Source organism: Collinsella sp. An7, from assembly GCF_002159335.1.
Lineage (GTDB): Bacteria > Actinomycetota > Coriobacteriia > Coriobacteriales > Coriobacteriaceae > Coprousia.
The window spans coordinates 128,010-153,444 of sequence record NZ_NFHP01000006.1; the positions used below are offsets into that span (position 1 = coordinate 128,010).

The 25,435-nt window shown below is 65.5% G+C and carries 17 protein-coding genes; 10 read left to right on the forward strand and 7 right to left on the reverse strand.

Annotated elements, in window-relative coordinates; genetic code table 11:
- Nucleotides 1-48: 48 nt before the first annotated feature.
- On the reverse strand, nt 49-414 hold the full coding sequence (locus B5G20_RS08080) for a hypothetical protein (protein ID WP_087356401.1): 366 nt from the start codon (nt 412-414) through the stop codon (nt 49-51).
- Between the two features lie 724 nt (nt 415-1,138).
- On the opposite strand from B5G20_RS08080, the gene B5G20_RS08085 reads away from it, so the two are divergent.
- Both B5G20_RS08085 and B5G20_RS08090 read left to right on the forward strand, forming a co-directional pair.
- On the forward strand, nt 1,139-1,507 hold the full coding sequence (locus B5G20_RS08085; protein ID WP_040359710.1) for a TIR domain-containing protein: 369 nt from the start codon (nt 1,139-1,141) through the stop codon (nt 1,505-1,507).
- A 10-nt stretch (nt 1,508-1,517) separates the two neighbouring features.
- Entirely contained in the window at nt 1,518-2,507 is a 990-nt protein-coding gene (locus B5G20_RS08090) for a caspase family protein (protein ID WP_087356402.1), read from the forward strand.
- Between the two features lie 71 nt (nt 2,508-2,578).
- On the opposite strand, the gene B5G20_RS08095 is transcribed toward B5G20_RS08090, so the two are convergent.
- Together B5G20_RS08095 and B5G20_RS08100 are read right to left on the reverse strand one after the other, a co-directional pair.
- Nucleotides 2,579-3,535 carry an ORF6N domain-containing protein gene (locus tag B5G20_RS08095; protein WP_087356403.1) on the reverse strand — a complete coding sequence of 319 codons (957 nt, stop codon included), beginning with the start codon at nt 3,533-3,535 and terminating at the stop codon, nt 2,579-2,581.
- A 136-nt stretch (nt 3,536-3,671) separates the two neighbouring features.
- On the reverse strand, nt 3,672-5,045 hold the full coding sequence (locus B5G20_RS08100; RefSeq protein WP_087356404.1) for a site-specific integrase: 1,374 nt from the start codon (nt 5,043-5,045) through the stop codon (nt 3,672-3,674).
- A 794-nt stretch (nt 5,046-5,839) separates the two neighbouring features.
- Here B5G20_RS08100 and B5G20_RS08105 point away from each other — a divergent pair.
- Nucleotides 5,840-7,198: a C1 family peptidase gene (locus tag B5G20_RS08105; protein ID WP_087356405.1), complete on the forward strand. Its 1,359-nt coding sequence runs from the start codon at nt 5,840-5,842 to the stop codon at nt 7,196-7,198.
- A 243-nt stretch (nt 7,199-7,441) separates the two neighbouring features.
- On the opposite strand, the gene B5G20_RS10605 is transcribed toward B5G20_RS08105, so the two are convergent.
- The 3 genes from B5G20_RS10605 to B5G20_RS08120 all read right to left on the reverse strand — a co-directional run bounded on the left by B5G20_RS10605 (nt 7,442) and on the right by B5G20_RS08120 (nt 10,647).
- The gene (locus B5G20_RS10605; RefSeq protein WP_239286934.1) at nt 7,442-8,923 is read right to left on the reverse strand and encodes a DUF2399 domain-containing protein; all 1,482 of its coding nucleotides are present in this window, start codon (nt 8,921-8,923) and stop codon (nt 7,442-7,444) included.
- A gap of 91 nt (nt 8,924-9,014) precedes the next feature.
- A complete protein-coding gene (locus tag B5G20_RS08115; RefSeq protein ID WP_087356406.1) occupies nt 9,015-9,590 on the reverse strand; it encodes a histidine phosphatase family protein in 576 nt (191 codons plus the stop codon).
- Nucleotides 9,591-9,675: 85 nt separating this feature from the next.
- A complete protein-coding gene (locus B5G20_RS08120) occupies nt 9,676-10,647 on the reverse strand; it encodes a magnesium transporter CorA family protein (protein ID WP_087356407.1) in 972 nt (323 codons plus the stop codon).
- A 507-nt stretch (nt 10,648-11,154) separates the two neighbouring features.
- On the opposite strand from B5G20_RS08120, the gene B5G20_RS08125 reads away from it, so the two are divergent.
- From B5G20_RS08125 to B5G20_RS08150, 6 genes are all read left to right on the forward strand, one after another.
- A complete protein-coding gene (locus tag B5G20_RS08125) occupies nt 11,155-11,556 on the forward strand; it encodes a helix-turn-helix domain-containing protein (RefSeq protein WP_087356408.1) in 402 nt (133 codons plus the stop codon).
- Between the two features lie 304 nt (nt 11,557-11,860).
- Complete coding sequence (locus tag B5G20_RS08130) at nt 11,861-13,045, forward strand: FprA family A-type flavoprotein (protein ID WP_087356409.1); 1,185 nt, start codon at nt 11,861-11,863, stop codon at nt 13,043-13,045.
- Nucleotides 13,046-13,182: 137 nt separating this feature from the next.
- Nucleotides 13,183-14,394 carry a pyridoxal phosphate-dependent aminotransferase gene (locus B5G20_RS08135; protein WP_087356410.1) on the forward strand — a complete coding sequence of 404 codons (1,212 nt, stop codon included), beginning with the start codon at nt 13,183-13,185 and terminating at the stop codon, nt 14,392-14,394.
- Between the two features lie 140 nt (nt 14,395-14,534).
- On the forward strand, nt 14,535-15,359 hold the full coding sequence (locus B5G20_RS08140; RefSeq protein ID WP_087356411.1) for a phosphatase: 825 nt from the start codon (nt 14,535-14,537) through the stop codon (nt 15,357-15,359).
- Nucleotides 15,360-15,416: 57 nt separating this feature from the next.
- Nucleotides 15,417-16,013 (forward strand): FmdE family protein, encoded by a 597-nt coding sequence (locus B5G20_RS08145; protein ID WP_087356412.1) that lies wholly within the window; start codon nt 15,417-15,419, stop codon nt 16,011-16,013.
- A 422-nt stretch (nt 16,014-16,435) separates the two neighbouring features.
- Entirely contained in the window at nt 16,436-17,845 is a 1,410-nt protein-coding gene (locus B5G20_RS08150; RefSeq protein WP_087356413.1) for a hypothetical protein, read from the forward strand.
- A gap of 82 nt (nt 17,846-17,927) precedes the next feature.
- Here the strand turns inward: B5G20_RS08150 and rlmD are convergent, their stop codons facing one another.
- A complete protein-coding gene (gene rlmD / locus B5G20_RS08155; RefSeq protein ID WP_343283995.1) occupies nt 17,928-19,499 on the reverse strand; it encodes a 23S rRNA (uracil(1939)-C(5))-methyltransferase RlmD in 1,572 nt (523 codons plus the stop codon).
- 321 nt (nt 19,500-19,820) lie between these two features.
- Here rlmD and B5G20_RS08160 point away from each other — a divergent pair, with 321 nt between their 5' ends.
- Complete coding sequence (locus tag B5G20_RS08160; protein WP_087356414.1) at nt 19,821-25,403, forward strand: FctA domain-containing protein; 5,583 nt, start codon at nt 19,821-19,823, stop codon at nt 25,401-25,403.
- Nucleotides 25,404-25,435: the final 32 nt, after the last annotated feature.

Consider the following 25,435-nt stretch of genomic DNA (forward strand, 5'->3'; position numbering starts at 1 on the left):
CCCCCGCGGGGGGATCCGGCCCCGGGCGCTCCCAGGGGCCGGCCTGCCCTAGCCTCGCGTCCCGACGATCCGCTCGATACGGCGGCACGCCTGGGCGAGCGCGCGGGCCTGGACGTCGAGCCACTCCTCGCGCCGGTTCGGTTGGAGCTCCCCGCCGCGCGTGCGTCTGAGCTCCCACGGCGCGCAGAGGGCGCGGGCTATGTCCGCGTCGTAGGCGAGCGCGCAGCCGCCCCAGCTGTAGGCGGGCCAGTCCGCCGCCCCGTTCAGCAGGGCCTCCCGGACGCCCCCAGGCACGAGCTCGGCGCCCGGCCCCAGCTCCTCGAGCATCCCGACGGCGTAGGAGGTGACGCCCCTGTCCCATGCGCTGCGGCCCCTGCGCCCCTCCAGCTCCGCGATGACCTCGCTCGCCTTCATGTCCCGCTCCCTTCCGGCCTCCCGGCCCGTAGAATCTCCGCCCGTGGGCAAAGCGGAAGACGCTTGCCCTGCGGCGCCTTGCGCTTTGCTCCCTGAAGCGCCGCGCCGAGGCGAGGGGGGTCAGGGGATGTTCGCGGCAACCCCCACCAATCGGAGCGGAGCGCAGATTTGTGCGGGGTTCCGTGAGCGCCCCTGACGCCGCGCAGCGGAGGCGCAACACGTGGGAATGGGACGGATGGGAAGTTAAGGAAAGTTAGAGGCGACTTGAAGAGATGCGTATCCGCAGCTCGAAGCCCCGCCCATCAAAAAAAGAGGGGCAATTCCCCTCTTTTGGAAAGTTAGGCTGCCCCTTAGGCCCAGTATGGGACGTAGCGCATGTGGCGCGGCGCCGTGTTGGGGTCGACGGGCTTGACTAAGCCTGCGGCAACGGTGTCTCGAATCAAGACGCCACCCGAAGGCCACCGCCGCATCTCGGGCATGGGCTGCCACAAAGTTGGGACTTAGGACGGCGAAGCTGGTTTACTACGACGTTGCTACGACATTTGCTGCGACATGGGATGTCGTAGTATTTTCCACTCTCCGCTTTTATCGGAGCCCGCTGGAGGTGGGATCCTTGCGACGTGCAGGTGGGCGCGGTAATGCGGTGGGTCGCTCCGGTGGAGAATCGCAACCGGTCGGGTTTATACTGATGAGGAGCTGCTTTTATATGCGAAAGGTGAGATTTATGGAGAAGAAGACAGTATTCGTTGCGTTTGCAATCGAGGACGAGCGTCAACGCGATTTTCTGAAGGGTCAGTCGCTCAACACGAAGTCGCCCTTCGAGTACATCGATATGTCGGTCAAGGAGCCGTACGCAACCGCCTGGAAGGAGAAGGTCCGCACTCGCATTAAGCGCTCCGACGGCGTGATTGCGCTCGTAAGCAAGAACTCGTTGAGCTCAAGTGGGGAAAAGTGGGAAATCGGCTGCGCGCGCGAGGAGGGGAAGAAGGTGCTGGGAATCTGGGCGTATAGCGATGACCGAACTGATCTTCCCGGTGTACGCACGGTTTCATGGACCTGGAGCCATATCGAAGATTTCATCGACAGCCTGTAGGAGCTGGGCGATGGACAGGATGGCCCTAGTAGTTGGAGTTAACTACTATTCTGACAAGCGCATACCAAATCTTTCGGGTTGTGTGAACGATGCCAAGGAGGTCGCGCGCCTCCTCAAGCACAACGGGGATTCCTCTCGGAGCAGAAACTTTGACTGCAAGGAGCTGTATGCAGCCGGCCCAGACCATGCCGTGAATCGCGCCGCGATCAAAGATGAGGCGCGCAGGTTGTTTCAGTCAAAAGCCGAAATAGCGCTCTTCTACTTTTCTGGACACGGGTATATCGAGTCAACCGGCGGGTTTATCAATGGGTCTGATTCCACTCGGGGGGACGAGGGGCTCTCTCTGAGGGAACTCGTTGATCTGGCGAACGGCTCGAGCGCGCGCCACAGAATCGTTATCCTTGACAGCTGCTATTCAGGGGCGGCGGGATCGGTCGCGGGCATGGAGAACCATGCCGCAATCGCGGAGGGCGTCACCATACTCACCGCCTCGCGAAGCGATCAGCCCTCGCTTGAGCGTAAGGGGCATGGCGTTTTTACAAGTCTCCTCATAAACGCCCTAGAGGGCGCTGCGGCGAACCTGACGGGCAGCATCACGCCGGGCAGCGTCTATGCGCACATCGATCAATCGCTTGGCATGTGGGACCAAAGGCCCGTTTTCAAAACGAACACGGACAGCTTCGTGTCGCTGCGCGAAGTCGATCCCGCAATCTCGCTCGATGATTTGCGGGAGCTGAAAAAGCTCTTCCCAACAGAGGACTATGAATACAGGCTGGATCCGTCGTATGAACCAAGGGACGAGGGAAGAACAGACGCTATGCCTCCGGCAGAGCCCAGGAACAACCGGGTGTTCTCTCTGCTCCAGAAATACAACCGGCATGGTCTTCTGGTTCCAGTTGGCGCCGACCATATGTGGAACGCGGCGATGGAGAGCAAGTCCTGCCGGTTGACGCTCCTCGGCAAGCATTATCGAAGGCTTGCGGACCAAGGCCTGCTTTGACACGTTGACTAACGAGGCTTTCAGCGATCATGCTCAAACTTTAGGGCTTGCGGCAAGAGGTCGGATAACACTCAGGCCGTTTGATGCTCATCGAGGAGCTTTAGCTTCTCGATGAGCATCTTCGTAAGCTCCTCGTCTTGAATGAGATCTATACCGAAGCACTTCTTTCCCGCGTCCTTGAGGGATGCGCCGATGTGATACGCGGTCGAACTGTCGAGGATAAGGAAGCGGTCGTGGAACGTTCTGGTGCGACGGACGGTGAGCTGCGGGTACTGTGCGTTGAACACGTCGACGTCGCCTTGAGTGAGCCGGTTGCCGGAGGTGTAGACGGTCACCGCGACGCCCTCGCGCTTCTTTGCGAGGATGTTCAGGGTGTGGACGTCTGCGTAGCCGTCCACGAGGGCGATTTCGCGCTCGGCGCGGCCCACGAGATCTGTCAGCAGACTGAAGGCGTCGAACATCTGCCCGGCGAAGAAGATCCGCTGGGGTTTCTCGACCTCGCCTTCGAGCAGGCGGAACACCTGGTTGAAGCGCTCGTCGGTTGATTGCTGAAACGCCGCCTGACTCAACTCGACGCCGCGCAACCGCTCAAACAGGGTGGCGTTCTCGGCGAGGAGGTGGCGCATGGCGACGAACGCCCTCATGATACTGATACTGGTCTGCACCGCCACTTCGCTGCGTAGCACGCCGGACAGCATGGCTATGCCCTGCTCGGTATAGGCATAGGGGAGGTAACGCCGCCCGCCGCGGCCCTCCATTGTCTTTGAGGTTCCAATTTGGCACCTCAAAGACTCGTCCTCCTCCTTGGTCAGTTGAAAACGGAAGTCCTCGGGGAATCTGTCAGCGTTGCGCGCGGCGGCGCGGTTGAGATTCTTCGTCTCTACCTCGTATAACCGAGCGAGATCGGTATCGAGCATGATCTGCTGCCCACGGACGGTATGGATTAGGGGCTCTATGTTTGCGGAATCGACCAGGGCTATCGGCGCGCTCGTTTCGACCGATTCGTTCTCGGCATCAAAATCGCTCATGGTTCCTCGATTCAAAGATGGGGACGCTCCTGCGTCGAAAGCATTTTATCATCCTGGGGCTTTGTCGCCTGCCGGTCCAGTGGCGATGACCTCTGACGTTAGGGAGGGAGTGTGCTTCGTCGTGGCGACGTCGGCCCTAAGCTTCCCTCGCCATGACGGTGATCCGGCTCCCGTCGATGACGATGGGCGCGCCCGCCCCGCGCTGGATCTCCAGGAGATCGGCGGCCGAGGACACCGTGATCCGCCACTCTTCGACCCAGGCGGCGCGGCCGTCGCGCACGACCTCGCGCTCGACGAGCTTCGCGCCGGGACAGGGGCAGAGGTCCGGGTTCGGCCCGACGACGGTGAGCCTCACCGGCTCCGCGGGCGCTACGGCCGCGGTGGCCCGCTCCCCGGCCGGCTGATTGGCGCGCGCCTCCTCGCCCGGGGCCTCCTGCCCGCCGCCTCCGGTTCGCAGCAGCCTCCCCATGAGGTCGGCGGCCTCGCGGTCGTTCCCTCCCATCATGTGCGCGTACACGTCCATCGTCATGCTCGACACCTCGTGGCCGAGCCTCCCCTGCACGCTCTTCGGGTCGATGCCGTTGCCGATCAGGAAGGTGGCCTGCGTGTGCCTCAGCTCGTGGAAGTCGTAGCCGACGTAGCGCCTCCGCTTGCGGCCGCCCTCCTCGGCCTCCTCCATTCTGCCGAGGCCGTGCTCGATGAAGTAGCCCCTCTGCCACGTCGAGAAGTTGTCGGGGTCGTGGAAGTCGAAGTCGCTGTCCGAGCGCACCGGGGTGTCCGGGGTCTGGGCGAGGCCCTGAACCTGCATCCGCCTCGCCCGGACGGCCTTCCAGGTGCGCAGGTACCGGGCCGTCCCGTCGTCGATCGCGACCCAGCGCGACCGGCGGTTCTTGGTCTCGCGCAGCGTCTTGTCCTTGGTGTACTGGTACTTGATGAACACCCGCATGTTGTCGAAGTCCACGTAGCGCCACGTGAGGCCGAGCGCCTCGCCGCGCCTCACGCCGGTCGCGAGCGCGAGCCAGATGGCGACGCGCCTGCCGTCGAGCTCGTCGTCGTGGAGCGCCTGGCAGAGCGAGATCGCCTCCTCGAGCGTGAGCGGGGTCCTCTCGGCCGAGCGCGGGCGCGAGACTTCGACGTCGCGGCAGGGGTTGTGCTCGGTCAGGTGCTCCTTCACGGCGAGGTCCATCACCTGGCTCATGACGGCGTTGAGCTTGTGGACGCCGCTCTGCGACATGCCGTGCTCCTCGCGCAGGTCCGCGTAGACCATGTTGAGCAGCGACAGGGACAGGTCGCTCACGAGCACGCCCGCGAACCACCGCTCCACCTTCTTGAGCTCGCACTCGTCGGTCTTGTGCGTGAGCGGCGAGAGGTTCTTGAGGAGCTTGCGCTGCTCGTGCCACCTCCATCCGAGCTCGGGCACCGTCACCTTGTCGGGGTTGGCGAACCCGCTCTCCAGCTCGCGGCGGTACTCCTCGAGCGCCCGCCTCGCGTCCGACTTGGTGCCGTGCACCGTCCTCTTCGGGGAGCGGATGTACTTCCCTGTGGCGGGGTCCTTACCCAGATGGTGCCTGATCCGGTAGACCTTGCCCCGCTCGATCTCCTCGATCTCGCCGCAGCCCGTGACCTACGGCATGGCCGCCCCTTTCTCTCGCGTGTCCCGCGCGGCCCGTGGTGTGGAAGAGGGGCCGTGCGGCCTGGTGTCGAGGGGGCTGCTCGGAGCCCCCTTCTGGCGCGAATTGTATCAGGGGGGAATTTGTTAGACGGGGCGAACGGAAATGGGGGAAATCGGGGGGAATCGGCGGGGCTACGCGGTTTCGCGCGGTTGTGCGAGGTTTATCGAGATTGACAAAAAGCCGCAGGTCAGAGCCACAAAAGAAACACAAGCGTTATAATCGGGATAACATGCTTTACCCTCCGGGAAAGGGCTCATAACCCAGAGGTCGTAGGTTCAAATCCTGCCCCCGCGACCAAGAACTTGAAGCTCGGAGGTCAAACGGCCTCCGAGCTTTTTTGTTATGCGCTCGTTGACTGGTTCACTGCGGGGTTCACCGCGCACGTATTTGCCGTCGATTCTTGGGAAACAAGTCCGGTGATGAACCCGTCGGTGAGCGCATAGGTCAGCTGGAGGACGATTTCGCGGGTCAACTCACTGGGGAGGGGCGTCCGTCGCGCGCTCGCTACCAGCCCTTTGCCCTCTGCATACTCGTTCGGCAAAAGACACCGCTCCGCCTGCCCGCACGCCGCGCGCCAACGTGAGAGAATGGTCCCCGGCACACACCGCACCCAATCAAGAAAGGACTGCCCATGCCTACGCCGCAACCTGTTACCGCAGACGACATCGCGCTCGCCCGCGATGAGTTCCTCGCCGACCGCGCCAACACCGTCGCCAAAAACGCCGTGACCTCCTCGGGCATCCGCGCCGCTGCGCGCGTGCCTGAGGGCGTGGCCGCCAACCCGCTCACGTTTGACATCGAGGTCAAGCAGGGCAAGCGCTGCGATCAGCAGCGCTCCGGCCGCTGCTGGATGTTTGCCAGCCTCAACACCATGCGCTACCGCATCATCCAGCGCTACAACCTCGAGACCTTTGAGCTCAGCCAGGCTTACCCGCTCTTTTGGGACAAACTCGAGAAGAGCAACTGGTTCCTCGAGAACATTCTCGACACGCTCGACGAGCCGCTCGACGGTCGGCTCGTTGCCTACCTGCTGACCGACCCCATCGGCGACGGCGGGCAGTGGGACATGTTCAAGAGCCTCGTCAAAAAGTACGGTGTCTGTCCTAAGGAGGCCATGCCCGAGACCGCCTGCTCGCGCAACACCTCCGAGATGGACTCCTACCTCACGCGCTATCTGCGCGGCGCCGCCAAGCGTCTGCGCGAGAGCGCCGCGGCCGGCGTCTCGGCCGACGACCTCGCTGCGCTCAAGCGCACCATGGTCGGCGAGGTCTACCGGCTCCTCGTCACCTGCCTCGGCGAGCCGCCGGCGCGCTTTGACGTGCGCCTGCGCGATCGTGACCATAAGCTCGTGCTTTCGGACAGCTTTACGCCGCAGGAGTTCTTTGAGCACGTCGTGGACATGAACGTAGACGACTACGTCTCGCTCATCTCGGCCCCTACGGCCGACAAGCCCTTTGGCCACGTCTACACGGTGAGTCGTTTGGGCAACGTGGTGGAGGACGGCGGCGTGCGCTACCTCAACCTGCCGATTGAGCGGCTCAAACAGGTGGCCATCGCACAGCTCCGCGACAACCTGCCCGTATGGTTTGGCTGCGACGTTGCCCAGAGCTACCTGCGCGACGAGGGCATCATGGACACCGCCGCGCTTAACGTGGACGCGCTCTTTGGCTTTGCGGTCGAGGACTGCATGGATCGCGCCGAGCGGCTGGACTACGGCGAGTCGCTCATGACCCACGCCATGGTGCTCGAGGGCGTTAACCTCAACGCCGACGGGGAGCCGACGCTCTGGAAGGTCGAGAACAGCTGGGGCGCCGATCACGGTCGCGACGGGTTTGACACGCTCTCCGACGCCTGGTTTGACGAGTACGTGTACCAGGTCGTGGTGGACAAGAAGTACCTCACCGACGACGAGCGCGCCACCTACGAGACCGAGGAGCCGCGCGTGCTCGCGCCGTGGGACCCGATGGGCTCGCTTGCCTGCGTGAGGTAGCGGGTTGTGGCGGGGCGGCGCGGGTGCGAGGCCGGTTTAGGGGTCGTGCCCGTGCCGACCTGAGTGCGGGACGCACGCCCGCGCGACTCGGACGCCGGCGGTGCGCCCGCACCCGGCCCGGTCCGCGCTGGGCGCGGCGCGGCGCCGGACCTCTCCAGATAATCCGCCCATACAAACGGGGCGTGGCCGCCGGGATATACCCGGCGGCCACGCCCCGTTTTGCGTGTGTACCGATCGCCCGTGCTACAGGTCGGCGGCGGTCACGATCTCCTGCGGGATGAGCCGCGCCCCGTCGAGCACCGCCCGCAGGTAGGTCGCCTCCTTCTTTTTGAGGAGGGGTTCGAGCAGCTCAAAGCCCATGATGGGGACGTTGACCTGGTCGGTGCGGCGGTTCTCGAGCGGATCGGGGAAGCGCCTCATCGCGCGTTTGAGCATGAGTCGGTACGCCGGGGCAAACGGCTCGAGTGTGATGGGCGTCGCCCCGAGGCCGTCGTCCGCGTCCGCCTCGTCGTCTGATTCCGCCCGTGCCGCCATGCGCCCCGCACGGGCGCGAAGCGCCAGGTCGAGCTTGGCCATGAGCTCGAGCCCTGCGCGATCGAGGTCGCCCCAATAGTAGACGCGCGCGTCCTCAGCGCCGAGCGTCTCCACCAGGTCGACGAGCTTCTGCGCGTCACCCACCAGGTGCCCGTCGCCAAACACCACGCCGTGCACACGCTCGCCGAGCAGGCGTTTTTGCCCGGAGAGAAAGATGGCGTCGCGCATATTGGTAAACGGGTCGAGGTTCTCGGAGATCACGAGCTTGAGGTGCCGGCGCCGCTTGGGTACGCAGGCGAGCATCTCCGACTTGGCGGCGTGGCGGTAGCGCAGCAAGTCGCCCACGCCCATGAGCCGCAGGAGCTTGCGCCCCTCCGACTCGATGGCGATAAACTTCTCGTCGCCAAAAATCTGGTAGGAGAGCTCGCGCATGGTGAGCGAGCCGTCGCCGATGGTGGGCCGGCGATCGAGCGCGTCGGAGAGCGCCTTGAGCTCGCGCTCGTAGGCGAGGTACGCGTCGGGCGCACTCAGCAGGTAGCCGTTGATCCACAGGCGCGGGTCGAGGTCGATGATCAGCCGGCGTATGGCGTTGAGCTCAGGTGTTTGCTTGCGCACGGTGTCGATGCGGGCGAGCTGGCGTGGCCCCTGCTTGGCAAGCGAGGTGCCGGGTCGGTTGCCGCGCTCGCCCCGCCGGCTGCCGCGCCGCGACGTGCCGGCCGCCGAGGAGGCGGGAGAGGCGGTGTTGCTGTTGCCGTCTGCGCCTGATGCGGGCGCGGCTTCGCGCCTAGCGGACCGGGTGGCGGTGTCGCTGGTAGTGGCGTCTTTGGGGGCGCCGGCTGCGTCGCTCGCCGTGCCCGCTGCGCCGTTACCCCCGGGGTTGCCGCCCACGGGCACCGCCGCGCTGCCCGCGCCGGTGCTCGCCTCGGCCTGCAGCCGGTAGACGCCCTCGCCCGCCCGCACGAGGAGGCCCGTCTGCGTGAGCGTCTTGAGCGTGCCCTCGCCGGCGCCGTACTTCTTGAGTACCTCGCGCACCGACGAGGCCGAGAGCGGATTTTCGCGCAGCTGCAGGCGCACGAGGCCGCTCGCGATGCCGCTCGCCATGGAGCGGTGCTCGGGCGCGAGCGCGGACGCCAGCGACTTGGCGAGCCTGATGGCGGTTTCTTTTTCTGCTTCGGTCAGCTTTTGCGGCATGGGGGCTCCTTGTCTCGTCTTGGTTAAGGATACCTCGCCCCCAAACCCCAGCGCCACCTGCCTACCCGCCCGCGCGCAGCGCCGTGTGCCGTTACCGTCCGATCAGCTCGATAAACTCAAACTCCCCATCTTGGTACGCAAAGTGCAGAATGCCGCAGTTGGGCATGATGCCGCCCAAAAGCTCGCGCGGGTCGCCCGTGTCGGAGAGAAAACTCATGCAGGCCCCGGCGTGCGACGTGGCGATGACCCGCTCGTGGCCGGGGCGCTCCATTACCTCGCGCAGAGTTGCCACCATGCGCTCGCGCACAGCCTCGCCCGTCTCGCCGCCGTAGCGCGAGAAGAGGGTATCGTACTCTTCAAACGGCGGGTTGAGGTCTTCGCTCTCGCCCTCAAACGTGCCAAAGAATCGCTCGCGCAGGCCTTTGAGCCGCTCGTAGGGGAGGGGGCTCCCGGCCGCCTCGAGGGTGAGCTCGAGGGTGTCGCACGCGCGCTCGGCTGTGCTCGAGTAGGCGTGGTCAAAGGTAATGCCGCGCTCGCGCAAAAGCTCGCCGGCGCGCCGGGCCTGCGCGATGCCCTCTTCGGTGAGGGGAGAGTCACACCAACCCTGAATCTTGCGGCGCAGGTTGAAGAGCGTCTGGCCGTGGCGCATGAGGTAGAGGTCTTTCATAGGGGTCCTTTCTGCGTGACGCACCGGCGGGCGGGGTCCCGCGCCGCGTGGGGCGGGCACCGCGCGGTGCGCGCGGTACGCGGGCTTATCGCCACAAGCCCTTCCGCTTAAAGATGTAGATTGCGGCCAGGCACGCCACCGCGGTCACAATCAGCGGAAAGACCCACGTGTTCATCATCGGGATGTTCTCAAACGGCAGCGACACGTTCATGCCGTAAAAACCAAAGATCATGTTGGGGATCGCCATCACAATGGTCAGGACGGTCAGCACCTTCATCACGATGTTGAGGTTGTTAGAGATCACGCTCGCGTAGGCGTCCATGGTGCCCGAGAGAATGTTGGAGTAGATGTCGCACATCTCCTGCGCCTGGTGCACCTCGATCATCACGTCTTCCATGAGGTCCTGATCGTCCTCGTAGAGCGCGATGAGTCGGCCGTGGCGGATCTTGTTAAGCGTGACCTCGGCAGACTTGAGCGAGGTTGAGAAGTAGACGAGCGACTTCTCGAGCGAGAGCATCTGCAGCAGCTCCTCGTTGCGCATGGAGCCGTAGAGGTGGCGCTCCGTTTTGGTGGAGAGCGCGTCGATGCGGCGCAGATGCACCAGGTAGCTCTGCGAGATGCGCAGCAGCATCAGCAGCAAAAAGCGTGTGCGGAGCCGGGTGTTGAGCTGACGCACGCGGCCGCCCGCAAGATCGCGCACGATGGGGCTCTCTTGCAGGGAGATGGTGATGATAACGTCTTGGGCCGGCACAAAGATCACCGAGATGGGGAGCGTTGTATACTGGAGCATCGAGGGGTCTTGCATGTCCTCAACGTCCTCGGCGCTCGGGTAGTCAACGATCACGAGCGTTTGGTTAACGTCCTCGTCAAAGTCGATGTGCGAGGTCTCCTCCTCGTCCAGGGCGGCGCGCACAAACTCCGGCAGCACCCCGATCTCGCGCTCGAGCCACGTGCACTCATCGGGCGTGGGGGCGACGAGGTTGATCCAGGACCCGGGTTTGGGGTTCTCGACCCGTTGGGTGACGCCGTTGACGTCGGTCATGTAGCACTCGATCATAGTACCTCCTCGCGGATTGGGGTTGTGGCTAGTGGTTGGTGCGCGGGCCTCGGTGCGGGCGGGCTCAGGCGCGGGTGCCGAGGGCGCGCGGCGCTGGTGCGCGGCGGTGCCGAGGGAGCGCGGCGTGGCAGGTTGCCGACGCTGGGGCGGCGGCCGTGCGGCAGACCTCGAGCGGACTCCCGGCAGCGTACGATACCGCAAACGCGTCGGGGTGGGCCGCATTTTGTGTAATTCGCAAAGAGCCCTTACCGTCTCTTTACGCTTGGAAGCGTCACGGCGGGTGAGGGGGGGTACGCTTTCCCGTGCAGGGCTTTTCGAGCGACTTTTCGCATACACGCACATCGTGCAGGTTGCCAGGCGGCAAATTCGCATTGTTACAGCTGCGTGGCATCGTAGATTTCAAGGGTATAACTATATTTACTGTTGGAAAATCGGCGGGATACTGTCGAGACGCAGGCGGGGCTGGTGCACGAGCGGACGCGCTGCCCACAAGTATGGTGATGGGACATGGCACAGAGAAAACGCGCAGTCTACAGTGATGCAATGAGGCGTCGGGCGGTTCAGATTCTGAGCGAGGGGGCCGGGCATCGTGCACTTGCTGGCCAGCTGGGAATCCCCGATGCAACGGCGCGGCAATGGGCCCGAGCTTTTGCGGCGGGCGGCGCCGAGGCGGTGCTCAACGGCGGGTCGCGGCACCGTGTGTACGATTTTGAGGCCAAGATGGCCGTGGTGCGCGACCGTCTGGAGCGCGGCAAGTCGGTGCGCGAGGTAATGGTGGCGCACGGCATTCCCAGCGAGTCGTCGGTCAAGATGTGGTGCCGCAAGTACCGTCAGGGCGGCGCGGAGGCGCTGGTCGATAAGCCGCGCGGTCGCAAGCCGCGCAGCGCGACGGAGACAGCGGAAGAGTAGCGCCGGCGGTGGGCGAGAGTGCCGCTCCGGGGCGACGCTCTCGCCTGTCGTTGGTACTCGCGGGTGCTCGGGCTTGGCACCAGCCACTCCGGCAGGTCCACCGGCGCACGCCGCGCGGTCCGGTCGCCGGCCCGGGCCACCCGCTCGCTGGGCGGTCTGCCCCACGCCTCAAAATGGCTCAAGTTATATAGCATTTCTGAATCCCGCCCTCGGAGTGCCCGGAGCCCCGCGGGCGGCCGCAGCCGCGTGCTATTATGGTCGCGACTGCAGCGTATGCCGCCTGTGGCGGCAGAAAGGACGCGTTATGCTCAACGCAATCGAGATCTCCCCCAAGGTCTGGTGGGTCGGCGGTATCGACTGGAACGAGCGCTCGTTCCACGGCTACACCACCGAGCAGGGCATCACCTACAACGCCTACCTCATCATGGACGAGACGGTCACCCTCATCGACACCGCCAAGGCCACCTTTACCGATGAGTTTATCCAGCGCATCAGCCAGGTGGTCGACCCCTCCAAGATTGAGCTCGTGGTTACCAACCACGTTGAGATGGACCACTCCGGCAGCCTGCCTGCCATCCACCGCCTTGCGCCCAACGCGCGCATCGTGGCGAGCGGCCCGGCCGGCGTAAACGAGATTCGCGCCCACTACGGCATCGAGGTCGAGGGCGTTAAGACCGGCGACTCCATCTCTATCGGCGCGCGCACGCTCCACTTCGTGCAGACCCCCATGGTCCACTGGCCGGACAACATGGTCACCTGGTGCCCGGAGGACGGCATCCTCTTCTCCAACGACGCCTTTGGCCAGCACTTTGCCACCACCAAGCGCTTTGACGACGACAACGACCTCTGCGAGGTCATGAAGCAGGCCAAGAAGTACTACGCCAACATCGTGTGGCCCTACGGTGCGCAGGTGCAGAAGGCCATGGCCGCGCTCGGCGGGCTCGACATCAAGCTCATCGCGCCCTCGCACGGCGTGATCTGGCGCAGCCACATCCCCGAGATCCTGGAGAAGTACCAGGCCTGGAGCACCTACCAGACCGAGGAGAAGGCCGTGGTGGTCTATGACTCCATGTGGCACTCCACCGAGCTCATGGCGCGCGAGATCACCGATGCCTTTATCAAGGAGGGCGTGCCGGCCAAGCTCATCGACGTCAAGCACACCCACATCTCGGACATCATGCTCTACCTCTGCGACGCGCGCTACGTGGCGTGCGGCTCGCCGACGCTCAACTCCAACATGATGCCCACCATGGCGAGCTTCCTCACCTACCTGCGCGGCCTCTCGCCCAACAACAGCCAGCGCATCGGCATTGCGTTCGGCAGCTACGGCTGGGCGCCGCTTGGCCCCAAGCAGGTCTTTGAGGAGATGGAGAAGGCCAAGTTTGAGATGCCCGTGCCGGTGATCGCCCAGCAGTGGATCCCGAGCGAGGAGAACCTCACCAACCTGCAGGAGACGGTGACCAAGATCATCGAAGACGCGCGCAAGTAAGCAGGCTTGCCGGGGCGCTGCGGGCGCCTGCACGTTACGTTCTTGAGCGGGGTGGCTACGGCCACCCCGTTTTTGTGACAATGGAGTTTAGGGATACGGGGCGGCCGCGCGGCCGCCCCAGCGTTGAGGAGGTCGGCATGATCAACGGGCAGATGTACGCCTACGGGGCGGAGAGCTCCAAGATTCGCGAGATCTTTTCTTACGCCTGCGCGCGCAAAGAAGAGATCGGCGCAGAGAACGTCTTTGACTTTAGCCTGGGCAACCCGAGCATCCCCGCGCCGGAGGAGGTGCGCGCGAGCATCGAGCGCTCGCTTGCCGAGGTGCCCGCCGCCGAGCTCCACGGCTACACGCCTGCGCCGGGGCTCCCGGCGGCGCGCGAGGCGGTGGCGGCCTCGCTCAACAGGCGTTTTGGCACGGCTTACACCGCGGCTGACGTCTTTATGACGGTGGGCGCGGCGGCGTCCGTCTCGTGCACGCTCCATGCGGTCGCTTGCCCGGGCGATGAGGTCATCGTCATCGCGCCGTACTTCCCGGAGTACCGCGTGTGGATCGAGGTCGCGGGCGCCACCTGCGTTGAGGTGCCGGCCGACCCCGAGACCTTCCAGGTAGACCCGGCTGCGGTGGAGGCGGCCATCACCTCGCGCACCGCGGCGGTGATCGTGGATTCGCCCAACAACCCCACCGGCGCCGTCTACACGCGCGAGACGATCGAGCGCCTGGCCGCGGTGCTCGAGCGTGCCAACGCTGCGCGCGAGGCCGAGCTTGGCCACCCGCAGCCGATCATCCTCATCTCCGACGAGCCCTACCGCGAAATCACCTACGGCGCGGAGGTTCCCTGGGTGCCCAGCATCTACGAGCACACGGTGGTGTGCTACTCGTACAGCAAGTCGCTCTCGCTCCCCGGCGAGCGCGTGGGTTGGATCTTGGTGCCGCAGGTGAGCGAGGGCGCGCGTCGCGTGATGGCGGCGGTTGCGGGCGCGGCCCGGGCGCTCGGGTTTGTGTGTGCACCGGCGCTCTTTCAGCGGGTGGTGGCCGACTGCGTGGACGTGCCCCCCGACGTGGCGGCCTATGCGCGCAACCGCGAGCTGCTCACGAGTGCGCTCAGTGCGTATGGCTACGAGTATGTGGAGCCCGACGGAGCCTTTTACCTGTGGGTTCGTGCGCTTGAGCCCGACGCGGAGGCGTTTTGCGAGCGGGCGCGCGCCTACGAGCTGCTGCCGGTGCCGTCCAACAGCTTTGGCGTGGAGGGCTGGGTCCGAGTGGGGTATTGCGTGGCGCCGGAGGTCATCGAGCGGTCGCTCCCTGCGTGGCGCAAGTTGGCCGAGGACTACGGCGTCTGCGGGTGCTAGCGGCGCGGTGCCGGATGGCGGCGCGGAGAGGTTCCAAGCGCTGCGGCCCAAGGCGCGTTCTTCCTGCGTAGACGTCGCGTCCACCGCGCAAGAAGCCCTATGATGGTGCCGGTACACTACCAACCGCCAAGGAGGCCCGCATGCCTTACCGCATCGCCACCGACATTCACACCCACACGCTGTTCTCGCGCCACGCCTACTCCACCATCGCTGAGAACGTCGCCGCCGCTCGCGCCGCCGGCCTTGAGCTGCTCGGCTCGGCCGATCACTTTAGCGAGATGCTTTTCCCCGAGCAGCATATCCGTAACTTTCAGTTTTTCCTCAACCAGGGCATCTGGCCCCGCACCTGGGACGGTGTGACGCTCTTGCGTGGCGCCGAGGTGGACATTGTCTCTACCTCGGGCGCGTTCTTTGGGCAAGACATCGCGTGCCCCCAGAGCATCGTCGGGCACCCCTACCGGCAAGAGAAGAGCCTGTTTGAGCACGTAACGGGCGACCTCGACTACCTGGTGGCGAGCGTGCACAACGCCGCCTTTGCCCGCGGCGCCTCGGTGGCCGAGACCACGCAGATGTATCTGGCGGCGCTCGAGAACCCCAAAGTGTTGGTGCTGGGACACACGGGCCGCTCAGGCGTGGTGTTTGATGTGGACGAGGTGCTCACCGCGGCCAAGGAGCGCGGCAAGCTGATAGAGATCAACAACCACAGCCTCGAGGGGCAGGGCCATCACGAGGCGTGCCGGCACATCGCCGAGCGCTGCGCCGAGCTTGGCGTGGGCATCACGGTCTCGAGTGATGCACACATTGCTCCGGCCATCGGACGGTTCCCCTTCGCGGAGGGACTGCTCGAGGAGGTGCACTTTCCCGAGGAGCTCATCAAAAACCGCAGCCGCGACGTGCTGCTCGACACCATGGCCACCGCAGGGGTGTGCGATTTGCGTACGCTCAAGGGCGACGCCGTGGCGTAACCACCGCCCGCGCCGTCGCCCCGACAACCGCTCCGTCTCGCCACGAAAGGACCCCTCATGCTCAAGCGCACCTTTGACGAAGACCTCGACCGTGCCGTTGCCTTTCACGGTCACCTCTGCGGCGGCCAGGTGATTGGCACGCGCATGGCGCGCCTCGCCCTCGCGTACTTTCACATCGACGACCCCGACACCTACCGCGACCTCATCGCTTTTGTGGAGTGCGACCGCTGCCTGGCCGACGCGGTGATCTCGGTTGCCAACTGCCACCTGGGCAAACGCCGCCTCAAGTGGTACGACTACGGCATTATGTCGGCGAGTTTTTACGACCTGGCGAGCGGGCGGGCCATCCGCATCTCGCAGCGCCCCACGGCACCGCACTGCCCGCACGGGGCTGATGCGCGGGCGTTCTTTGCCGAGCTCTCGGACGACGAGCTCTTTGCCGTCCACGAGGTTGAGCTGCCCGATTTTGAGGAGTTTGACCTGCCGGGCAAGCCGCGTCAGACGCAGATCTGCGAGCGCTGCGGCGAGCGCATCCACGACGGCCGCGGCATCGAGTGCGACGGGCACGTGTTCTGTCGCCGGTGCGCGGGCGAGCACGTCTACTACGTTGAGGGACGCGAGCTCACGGCCGACGAGGTGGCCGCGGGCATCTAGCGGTGCCGGCGCGCAGGCGGGCGAGAGAGGCGCGCGTGGCCCCGTCAGGCCCTGCCCCGACGGTCCTGTCAGCCCGGCCGCGGCTTCGCCCCCCGGGGGCGACACCAGCAGCCCGACAGGCCCGGCCGATCCCGCCACCCTCCAACCGTTCGCCCACGCAGAACGACCGCTTACCTTATAGGACAAAAATGTAAGGCGCATCACCATCAGCACTTCACAGGTGCTTGGTATCTTCGGTTGCCGGGGTCCGTCGCTGGGCCCCGGCGGCGATTCTGCACCGTGCCTGCGGCGCAGTGCCCGCAGTGCCGCGGCCACTCCGCGGCTCGGCAGTCGAGCACCGCCCGCGCGCCCGCGCACGCCAGCCCGTGCCGACCCGCTCCAGCCCCGCCGCCCCACGTACCCGATCGCCAGGAGGTGAGCCCGTGCGTCGTCTGCTCCCCGAGCCTCAACCCTCACGCGACACCCAGCTCGCCACCCAACACGCTAAAGCGCACCCCGTTCGCCGCGGGGTCAAGCGCGTCCTCCTTGCGATGCTTATGATCTGCCTCGTGGCGTCGCTTCTGGGCGGGCTCACCCTCTACACGCGGCACTGCCAGCGCCAGCTCGGCGTCGGCGCGGTCGAGGAACCCACGCCGCCCGCAACCGTTGTCTGGGGCGACGACCTCGCGCGCACCGGCCGCTTTACGGCCGACGTTGCCTTTACCGACTTCGCTGCCCCCACGGGCGAGGCCACGGTGCCCGTAACCTGGGACGATGCGTGGTTCTTTGCCGACGCCTCCGCCTACAACCCCGAGCTCGCGTCCGCGGCGGCCGTAATCGCGGCGCTCGCGTACGCGGAGTCGGGCTACTACCAGGCGGCGACCGATTGCCTGCCCTACATAGAGATCGGTCTCGGCGCGCTCGGCTTTACCGATATCTCCACGGCCTCGTATCGCTACCGCAGCGAGGTGACCGACGAGGTGCTGAGCCTGGTGACCGACGAGTCCGACGCCGCGGCATACGGCATTGCCGAGAAGCTCGTGACCTCGGCCGACGGCGAGGAACGCCAGCTCATCGCCGTAACGGTGCGCGGCAGCTACGGCTCGGAGTGGCTGAGCAACCTGCAGGTGCTCGGCGGCGAGGACCATCCCGGCTATGTGGCCGCAGCCGACGAGATCTGCGGCGAGCTGGCCCCGCGCATCGCGCGTGCCCACGCGGAGGGCCGTGCGGTGGAGCTGCTGCTCGTGGGGCACAGCCGCGGCGGCGCCATTGCCAATCTGGTGGCCTCGCGCGCCGATGACTCATTTGGGGACGGGGTTACAATGAGTCAGGTCGGCGACGGCGATGCCGGCGCGAGTGCAACCGCGCAGCTCGGCCTGACCAGCGCGGACGGCGTACGTGCCTACACCTTTGCGAGCCCGGCGACCACCACGGCGCCCGAGGCGGCGGCCGCACGCTACGGCAACATCTTCAACATCGTCAACCCGGCGGACATCATGACCTACCTGCCGCTCCAAAGCTGGGGTTACGCGCGCTACGGCGTGGACGTGGCGCTGCCGAGCGTGGCCGAGGCCGATTTCTCCGCGAGCCACGCCAAGATGGAATCAACGTTTTTGCAGATCATGAATGCCGAGTCGCCCTACCGCCCCGAGGACGAGCAGCTGATCGGCAGCCTTCTGACGGACATCGGCACGCAGGTCGACTCCGCCGAGGCGCTCCTCACGCCCGCTGGCGTGGCCACGGTGGTCTCTACCTGCGCGCTCCGCGTTAACCCCATGGAGCTCCTCTACGCGCACTACCCGAGCGTCTACATCGCGTGGCTCTACGCCGAGGCGAGCGCCGAGGTGGCGTAGCGGGCACTTCTCCGGGGTGGGGCGCTTCGTCGACGCGGGTGGCGCTCGCCTTGCGGCCGCACCGCCCCGGCAGTCCTTCGCGCTACCGCTCCAGCACGGCGACCATCTCTATGTGCTCCGTGTGCGGAAACATGTCCACCGGGGTTAGGCGCACCAGGCGGTAGCCGGCGCGGCCGAGGTCGGCCAGGTCGCGCGCGAGCGTTGCGGGGTTACAACTCACATACACGATGCGCCGCGGGCCCATGGCGTCACCCGCTGCCAAAAACTCGGGAGTGGAGCCGGCACGCGGCGGATCCATAACCAAAACGTCCACATGCGCCCCCGTGTTGGCGGCGCGCCGCAGGTAGGAGGTCGCGTCCTCCGCCACAAACTCGCACGAGCCCGCAAGGCCGTTGAGCTCGGCGTTGCGCCGCGCGTCGGCGATGCCCGCCGGATTGCGCTCCACGCCGAGCAGCCGCACGTCGCGCCCGGCCGCGCGCGCCGCGTGCACGGCGGTAATGCCAATGGTCCCGCTGCCGCAGTATGCGTCCATAAGCACGTCGCCGCTGCGCAGGCCCATCCCCTCGATCGCCAGCCGGTAGAGCACCTCGGTCTGCTGCGGGTTGGTTTGGTAGAACGCCGTGGGCGAGATCTCAAACGTGCATCCCAGCAGCTCGTCGCGCATGCAGGCGCTGCCCCAAAGGGGGCGCGTCTCGTGTCCGAGGATGGCGTTGCCGGGGCGACCGTTGATGTTTTGGGCGATGCAGGTGAGCTGCGGGTGCGCCGCGGCGAGCTGCCGGGCGAGCTCGTCCAGCTCGGGGACGTTGCGCCGGGCGGTCACGAGGGTGAGCATGCCCTCGGGCCGGCGCCAGCCGAGGCGAAGCACCGCGTAGCGCAGGATGCCCTGGCCGCGGTCCTCGTCGTAGGCGGGTATGCCGAGCTTGCCGGCCAGGCGGGCGACGTCGTTGAGGATCTGGCGCGCGCCGGGCGCCTCCACGGGGCAGGCGGGCACCTCGATGATGTCGTGCGTGCCGCGCGCGTAAAACCCGCCGCGCACCGTGCCCTCGGGGCCGGGCGCAAAGGGGGTCGCCGCCTTGTGCCTAAAGCCGCGCGGCGCAGCCAGCTTGCCGTCGGCGATGGTGACGGTGGCCGTGCGGAGCGGGTCGCTGGCGAGGGCGGGGGAGGCGGAGACGTCGCCTGCGGTGTCGGCCCCGTCCCCGTTTGCCCCGGGCGCGTCGAGCATGCGCATGCCGAGCACCGCATCCGGGGCGATGCCCCACCCAAACTCGGCTATGACCGGCCCAAAGAGCTCCTCGACCATCTGCTGTTTGCGGGCGAGCTGTTTGCGGTAGGGCATGCCGATCCACGAGCAGCCGCCGCAGGCGTGCATGAGCGGGCACGGGCCGGCCGCCGCCTTGCGCGCCTTGTTGGAGAGCGGCGCGGCGGGTGCGGGTTGCGCAGGGGAGCCGGTTTGCGGGGTGTTGCGCCGCTTTCCCGAGGGCTGAACACGGGAGCGCTGCGAGCTGCCCGCCCGCGAGGGCTTGCCAAAGCGAGCAGCGTGGCCGCGGTGGTCGCCCTGCCTGCGCCCCGCGCCAGCCCCGCGGCGCCCGTTCTCGCCGCGGCGCCCACCTGCGTCTCCGCGTCCGCTGGTATTGGTCTTGCGATGGTTCGCCATGGTGCTCGCCCCGTTCTATCGCCTGCATGCCCCCGATTGTCTCATGCCCCGCCGGCATGGGAAAGCCCGCCGGCTGCGGGCCAAGCGCATGCACGGGGTCCGCACAACGCGCGCGGACGCGCTGCAAGGCGTGGGCAGATGTCAACAAATGTGTTCTTTCTGTGAGCAAACAATTACGATAAGCCAAAGGTCGCGAGGGGGCATCCCCTCAATGCAGACAACACGCAGAACCCCACCGGCTTCACCGGCGACATCTTCACCGACGGCTCCTACCACACGCTGAACTTCTTCTACCTCGAGCGCGGAAACTCCGCTTCTAACATGTCGCTCAAGTACAATCTCGAGACCATCCCCGAGTCGGGCGTCAAGAAGATCTCGCAAAACAACGATCCTCTCGGCGACGTGCAGTTCGTCCTCACACCGACCAATGAGAGCTATCAGCCCCTTGCGGACGCCCAGACGATCAACGCGACGACCGACTGGGCGACGGGAGAGCTCGTCTTCTCCTACACGGATGAGGCCTCTGGTCAGGATCGCCCCTACACGCTGGAAGAGCTGGACAACATCAGCCGCTGGTGGATCCTGCAAGAGGACGCGGACATCGTCCCGACGGGATACCGCAACGCCGGTACCGTCGAGATGCGCTTCTCACATGCGCAGAAGGGCGACCCCACCAAGGGGGCGGGCATGCTGCTCGCCAGCAACCAGTGGGTGACGGGCGCGTACTCCCAGGCGCGGGTGACCGTCACCGCGCCGGACACGCTTACCACCACCGATGGCGGAACCCATAACGTTGACAATGGAACCGTCTTCGCCGTGGTGATGCAGAAGGGCGCTGACGGCAATTGGTACCCGGTCTCGGGCAATGCGTTCACGGGCTGGAGCGTTGCTACGACCAACGACAACGCCGCGATCATCGCAGCCGCCAAGGCGAACCAGAACGCGTTCACCGTGGGCTCCGGCGGCGCGTATCAGGTCGAGATCGATAACCTGCTGGGCGACATCACGACGTACCAGTACGTCATCGATACGTACGGCCCGAACGATAACAACGACCCCGCCAAGTACTCGGTGAAGTACTACTGGACGAACGCAGATTCGCTGGATGCGCTCACCGGCGCGAGCACGATCGACGAGCTCAATCCGAGCGGCACGGGAGCTGCGGGTACGAGCTTCGACCGCGTCTTCTCGGTGATGCTGAACATCCCCAACATCAAGAACGAGCTCTCGCTGGTCAAGACCGATGCCGACAATGACAATGCGCCAATTGAGGGCGCGACATTCGCGCTGTATGAGTACAGTGACAACTTCAACGTTGATAACCCTGGCGACGCCCTTCAGACGCTCATGACGGACGGGAGCGGTGCCATCAACGTGACTTCGACGGACGATGGGCTGCTGACCGCCGGTCACTATCTGCTTGTGGAGACTGGCGCTCCAGAGGGGTACGTCGTAGAGAAGACCCCGATCGAAATTGTCGTGGACGACGAGGGCGTGCACGTCAATGCCGGCACCGCCGACGACAACGTAACCGTGGAAACGGGCATCGGGCGCCTCGTATACAGCATGAAGGGCTTCGCTGCGGGCGATAAGGTCGACGCGACGCTGCACGATGTCCAGGCACAGCCCCAGACCACTGCGAGCTACCCCGCAAATGCCGTTTGGCAGAACATCGACGGCGCAGATTCCATCCACTATCACTACAACGACGAGGGCGATAACGAGCTCATCTATGTTGGCACGACGGACGGCGTCGACAGCTACACCGCTCAGGCAGGCTGGTCAAGCTTGGACGTGACGCAGTGCTACGAGCACGATGTCATCACCAACATGGACAAGCAGGATCTGGGCGACACCAACCTCAGCGCGCTCTTCACCGGTAACGTGACCATTCATGTGACGGGCAAGGTCATCCCCGAGGACACCACCCTCGACGGTGCCAAGAACCTCGTGGTGACCAAGAACCTCGTGGGCCGCGATTGGCAGGACGGCGACTCGTTCAACTTTACGCTGGCGGCCGACCCGGACGACACGACTACGCTGGACGCCGTTAAGGACGGCACCGTGGTGCTGCCCGAGAACGCCGACGACGGTACCGTTGTGGTGAGCAACAAGACCAACCCTAAGACCGCCGCCTTCGGTGACATCACCTTCAAGAGCGAGGGCACCTACAAGTTCATCATCACCGAGAACGACAGCACGGTGGCTGGCGTGTCCAAGGATGCGTCTACGAAGCACGTGACCGTCTCGGTGACCGACGAGAACGGCACGCTCAGGGCGAGCGTGGTGACCGAGGAGTCCGACGAGCTCACCTTCACCAACACGGCCGACCTGACCGTTTCCGCCGCCGACGCGCTGCAGATCACCAAGAACCTGCGCGCGAGCGCCGACACCGCCGGCCTGGTGAACGCCGAGAAGGGTGCCCACCAGTTCACTATCAAGGCCATCGACACCGAGGGCGACAACCAGCCCACCGCCGCCGACGCGGCCGCCAAGCTGGGCCTGACCGGCGACACGACCGAGCTCACGGCCGGGAGCGCCGCGCTCACGCAGGGCTCGGGCGACAACGCCTACGTGTGGTCGGGCAGCTCCAACCCGCTCACGAGCGACCTCACCTTTACGGCGGCCGATCGCGGCAAGACCTTCACCTATGAGGTCTCCGAGGTCGTGCCCACCGATGGCGCGGACGGCTACGTGTACGACACCGCCACGCATACCGTCACCTACACCGTGAGCGATGACGCCACGGCCGCGCTCTCGGTCGAGATGTGCATCGATGGCGGCGACCCGGTTGCCGCAGGCGTTACGCCCACGGTCACCTTCGACAATTCCATCAAGGTCGCCACGATCGGCGGCGACGGCACGGACACCGCGCTCAAGGTTCAGAAGACCGTGAACGTGGCGACCGACAAGGACTTCTCGTTTGACCTCACGCTGGCGAGCGCCAAGGATGGCGAGAACAACGACATCACGGACGCCGTGTTCGAGACTGGCGACGATGACGCGCTGACCGCCTTCAACGGCATGACCGCCACGGTCGACGGCGCCTTCAACGCCGACAACGAGCTCACGCAGACCGCGAGCTTCGGCAAGATCACCTTCACTAAGCCGGGTACCTACACCTTCAACGTGAAGGAAGCGACGACCGGCACCGGTGACGGCTGGACCTACGACAGCAGCACGAAGACCATCACGGTCAAGGTCGACAACGACATGAACGCGACGGTCGACCCCGTGGACGCCGCGGTTTCCTTCACGAACACCTACGGCGCCAGCGGCGACCTGCCGGTCGACGGTTCGGGCACCATCAAGCTGACCAAGGCGCTCACCGGCCGCGACTGGATCGACGGCGACACGTTCACGTTCACGCTCACGGGCAAGAACGTGACCCCGGGCGCCGACGAGGCGGCGGGCTTCGAGCTCCCTGCGGCCACCGAGGCAACGGTTGGCTACGCTGACGCCGTTGCGGCCGCAGGCGAGGGCAACGCCACCGAGGGCGTCGCGGTGCCGTTCGGCTTCGACAACATCACCTTCACCCAGACGGGCACCTATGAGTTCACGGTGACCGAGGGCGCCATCGACGAGGAGCACGTGTCCAACACGAGCGGCACTTCGGTGACCTACCGCGTCGTGGTGGACGACACCACGCAGGACGGCAAGCTCGAGGTGGGCGAGCCCTCCGTGATCGGCCAGACCGGTTCCAGCGCGTTCGTGAACAACTACAACCCGGACGCCGCGCTCGCTGGCCTGACGGCGACTAAGACGCTCAATGGCAAGACCAAGGGTCTTGAGGCGGGATTGTTCACCTTCCAGGTCAAGGCGGTTTCTGCCCCCGCCGACGTGACGGCTCCCATGCCGAGCAACGCGCAGGACGAGGATGGCGACGGCACCTACACCGTCACCAACGACGTGGACGGCGCCATCAACTTCGGCACCTTCCGCTTCACCAAGCCGGGTACTTATATCTACACCGTGAGTGAAGTTGCGGGCGACCAGGCCGGTGTTAGGTATGACACCAATACGTTTACGGTCAAGTATGATGTGGCCGATCACCCCGAGACGGGTGAGCTGCTTGCCAACGCCACCTATTACCGTGGCGGCAAGGCGGTGGCGGGGAATGCCATCGGCGCCGAGGACGTGGTGTTCGCTAACACGTACGACCCCGAGGACGTGACGGTCGACCCGACTCCTGACGATGCGACGACGGGCTTCTCGGGCACCAAGACCGTGACGAACGAGCATGGCGACTATGGCACGCTTGAGGCCGGTGACTTCCAGTTCACGATGAAGAGCGTCGTTGCTCCCGCCGGCGTGACCGCGCCCGAGCCGAGCAACGGCTCCACGGTGGACGTGAAGGCTGACGGCAACTTCGACTTTGGCACGCTGACCTTCTCCGAGCCCGGCACGTACACCTATGAGGTGCGCGAGGTGACCGGCAACAAGGAGGGCGTCACCTACAGCAGCGAGGTCTACACGCTCTCCTACACGATTGAGGACCAGGACGGCAAGCTGACGGTGGCGGATTCGTCCATCACCAACGCCGACGGCAAGAAAGTTGACGGCACCGCTCTGAACTTTGAGAACATCTACAACGACGGCCAGACCGAGTACACCATCGGCGGCACCAAGGTGCTGGAGACCAATGGCTACAAGGGCGCGTCGCTCACCCAGGGCGCCTACACCTTCGTGCTCGTGGACGAGAACGGCGACGAGGTCGGCCGCGTGACCAACGGTGCGGCCACGGGCAACACCGCGACGTTCCAGTTCGACCCGATCACCTACACCGAGGCCGGCATGCACACCTATAAGGTGTACGAGCTCGGTGCCGACGGCCAGCCGGGCACGGGCGGCACGGATGACGCACGCGTGACGCACTCCGACGCGGTCTACACCGTGACGGTGACCGTGACGGAGTCCAACGACGGCCGCGGGCTCGCCGCCTCGGCCGACGTGCAGAACGCCGACATCACCTTCACCAACACCTACGAGCCCACGCCCGTGGTGGTCGGCCCCAGCGGCTCCGCCAAGATTGAGGGCACCAAGGTGCTCAACGTGGCCGACGGCAGCAGCCGCACCATGAAGGCCGGCGAGTTCGAGTTCCTGCTGCTGAAGGATGACCAGGAGGTCAGCCGCACCACCAACGATGAGAACGGCAACTTCGTCTTCGACGACATCACCTTCGACAAGGCGGGCACGTATACCTACGCGGTGAGCGAGATCAACACCGGCCTGGGCGGCATCACCTACGACAGCACGGTCTACGCCGTGACGGTCAAGGTGACCGAGAACCCCGATACGCACGCGCTCGAGGCCACGGTGAGCTACACGGATCCGGCCGACATCTCCAAGCCGGCGGATGCCATGATGTTCACCAACACCTATAAGGCCACGGGCGCCACGATCGTGCTTGGCGCGAGCAAGGAGCTCAAGAACGGCACGCTCGCCGACGGGCAGTTCACCTTTGAGCTCACGGGCTCCGAGGGCGCGCCGATGCCCAAAACCACCAAGGTCACCAACCTGGCTGACGGCTCGGTGAGCTTTGGCACCGTGACGATTGACCAGGTGGGCGAGTACGACTACACCATCACTGAGGTTAACGACGGCCAGGACGGCATCACCTACGACGAGGACGCCACGCGCACCATCCACGTGAGCGTGACCGACAGCGGTGAGGGCTACCTCACGGCATACGTGACCTTCGGCGCGGACGGGTCGCACTTTGTCAACGTGAACACCAAGGCCAACATCCCCGACACCGGGGAGGGCACCGGCGAGGGTACCGGTACCGGTAACAACGACAACGGCGGTAACGGCGACAAGCTCGCCGCGACGGGGCTCGCCGCGCTCGTGGGCGTGGGCGCGGTGGCGGCCGGAACCGTCATCCAGCGCCGCAAGCGCCAGTAGCGTTTGAACGCTGAGAGAGGGCCCCGGGTGCA

Coding starts and splice junctions, on each gene's coding strand:
- B5G20_RS08080 (WP_087356401.1), bottom strand. CDS start 414: ATGAAGGCGAGCGAGGTCATCGCGGAGCTGGAGGGGCGCAGGGGCCGC.
- B5G20_RS08085 (WP_040359710.1), top strand. CDS start 1,139: ATGGAGAAGAAGACAGTATTCGTTGCGTTTGCAATCGAGGACGAGCGT.
- B5G20_RS08090 (WP_087356402.1), top strand. CDS start 1,518: ATGGACAGGATGGCCCTAGTAGTTGGAGTTAACTACTATTCTGACAAG.
- B5G20_RS08095 (WP_087356403.1), bottom strand. CDS start 3,535: ATGAGCGATTTTGATGCCGAGAACGAATCGGTCGAAACGAGCGCGCCG.
- B5G20_RS08105 (WP_087356405.1), top strand. CDS start 5,840: ATGCCTACGCCGCAACCTGTTACCGCAGACGACATCGCGCTCGCCCGC.
- B5G20_RS10605 (WP_239286934.1), bottom strand. CDS start 8,923: ATGCCGCAAAAGCTGACCGAAGCAGAAAAAGAAACCGCCATCAGGCTC.
- B5G20_RS08115 (WP_087356406.1), bottom strand. CDS start 9,590: ATGAAAGACCTCTACCTCATGCGCCACGGCCAGACGCTCTTCAACCTG.
- B5G20_RS08120 (WP_087356407.1), bottom strand. CDS start 10,647: ATGATCGAGTGCTACATGACCGACGTCAACGGCGTCACCCAACGGGTC.
- B5G20_RS08125 (WP_087356408.1), top strand. CDS start 11,155: ATGGCACAGAGAAAACGCGCAGTCTACAGTGATGCAATGAGGCGTCGG.
- B5G20_RS08130 (WP_087356409.1), top strand. CDS start 11,861: ATGCTCAACGCAATCGAGATCTCCCCCAAGGTCTGGTGGGTCGGCGGT.
- B5G20_RS08135 (WP_087356410.1), top strand. CDS start 13,183: ATGATCAACGGGCAGATGTACGCCTACGGGGCGGAGAGCTCCAAGATT.
- B5G20_RS08140 (WP_087356411.1), top strand. CDS start 14,535: ATGCCTTACCGCATCGCCACCGACATTCACACCCACACGCTGTTCTCG.
- B5G20_RS08145 (WP_087356412.1), top strand. CDS start 15,417: ATGCTCAAGCGCACCTTTGACGAAGACCTCGACCGTGCCGTTGCCTTT.
- rlmD (WP_343283995.1), bottom strand. CDS start 19,499: ATGGCGAACCATCGCAAGACCAATACCAGCGGACGCGGAGACGCAGGT.
- B5G20_RS08160 (WP_087356414.1), top strand. CDS start 19,821: ATGTCGCTCAAGTACAATCTCGAGACCATCCCCGAGTCGGGCGTCAAG.